Origin of the sequence: Actinomadura geliboluensis, from assembly GCF_005889745.1 — a bacterium.
GTDB lineage: Bacteria > Actinomycetota > Actinomycetes > Streptosporangiales > Streptosporangiaceae > Spirillospora > Spirillospora geliboluensis.
Genome location: NZ_VCKZ01000703.1, coordinates 1 through 1869, shown reverse-complemented (window position 1 = coordinate 1869; position 1869 = coordinate 1). Strand labels below are relative to the sequence as shown.

Annotated in this window: 1 protein-coding gene; it reads left to right on the top strand. The window is 68.0% G+C overall.

Translation table 11 applies throughout. The features are described 5' to 3' along the window. Nucleotides 1–168: IS3 family transposase (locus ETD96_RS47865; protein WP_171069543.1), on the top strand; the 168-nt coding region annotated here is incomplete at its 5' end. Between the last annotated feature and the right edge of the window lie 1701 nt (nucleotides 169–1869).

Below are 1869 nucleotides of genomic sequence, written 5' to 3'. Positions count from 1 at the left end.
CTCGAACTCCTCGACACCAGGAAATGGCAAACAAGAGCCGAGCTCGCAGCCGCGGTGTTTGAATGGATCGAGTGCTGGTATAACCCGTTCAGAAGGCATTCCAGCATCGGAATGCTCAGTCCGGTGGGCTACGAGGAACGACACCGCTCCTCGACTACGGCCACCTGACCCATCTCACGCCGGCTGTCCGTGCTACGGGGGGAACCTCATGCGTCCGGGTGATGCCCTGATGAGCTGGCGGCTGTGCCCGCAGGAGTACGCGGTGACGCTCGCACCCGCCCGGTGGTGCTCACCTTGACGCACGACACCCACCCGCAACGCACAGCGCACCCTCCACGCACAGCGCCCCCGATGCGCAGCACCCACACCTGACCTGCGTCATCACCCCGACGCACGGCGCTTATGCCCAACGTGCAGAACTCGCACCCGGCATACTGCGCTCGCACTTGGCCTGCGGCCCTGTCGTGATGCGCAGCGCTCGGACCCGACGCACGGCATTCGCCCCCGAGGTGCGCCTCTCACACCGGGCGAACGGCGCTAACCCTCAGGTGCCGCGCTCGCGCCCGACGCGCAGCACTCCCATCCGACATGCGGCGCTCACACCTGCCCTGCGGCGCACTGGTGTCGCGCGGCGCGCTGACCTAACACACGGCATTCGCCCCCAAGGTGCGCCACTGGCACCCCCATGCAGGACGCTCACCCCCGAGGCGCGGCACTCACCCAACGCGCGGCGCTCGCACCCGACGTGCAACACCCCACCCGACATGCGGCACTCACACCTGCCCTGTGGCGCTCCTTCCGACGCGCGTTACTCTCACCTGGCTTGCGGCGCCGTGTCACGCGACGCTCGGACCTGACGAACGGCATCCGCACCGGAGGTGCGCCACTCGCACCCGACGTGCAGTGCTCGTACCTGACCTGCGGCACTACCGTGATGCGCGGCGCTCGGATCTCACGAACGGATCTGCACACGAGGTACGCCACTGCACCGAACGCACGACGCTCTCACCCTACGTTCGACACTCGCACCGGACGGGCAGCGCTTACCTCCTGGGCGATGGTGATGCAGGCGCGGCGCCGAGGTGGCGCTGCTGCAACCCGCGCGGTGGTCCCGGCGAACTTTTGCCAGCGACCGCCTGGAGGGCTTCGTCCGGCGGGCCACTCGTCCTGACATCTGGCGCTTGCGGTGCGTCCAGTCGTCCCGGCCGGACGTCAAGTCCGCGTGTCTCGACATCCTCGAACACATGTTCGGGTAGCGTGTCGTCCCGTGCTGATCGATGAACCCGTTTCCGCAGAGATCACGTCCACCGGCCGTCCGTCTTGCCTCACCGGCCGGCGAGGCCGTTACCGGGTGCGCCGGGTCCTGGAGGAATGGCAAGCGCCCGGTCAGGCGAGGTACTACCGCCTCCAGGTCACCACACCCGAGGGCCCTGCCATCGCGGAGGTACTCAGCCCGAGCGATGCAGAAGCGGCCCCGTGGACGCTCCACCGCATCTGGTCCTGATCCTCCGGGCGCAGTCCTTCCACTTGAATGCAACCGACCAGCCGGTTGCGGGTAAGGGGCCGTGGTCGGCCCTCTGCTTCGTGCGCGGCCGTCGCGTCCGACATCTCTGAGGTGGCGCTCGAATCGGTGCGCTGGATCAGTGTGGTTGCGATACGGCATCGCTCGAACGCGGTGCCGTTGAGCCATGGCTCCGGCATGCATACACGCAGTGGTGTGGCCGCTCAGCTGGTGGTCCGCCACGTTGGCGGTGTTGCAGGGGTGTGGTCCCGCTCTCGTCTCGTCGTGCACGGGTGGGCAGGTCTGGTGGTCGGGGCGTGGGGCTCCAGAGAGGGTGTTTGGGGCATGCCTAGGCGGGTGGCCAAGGG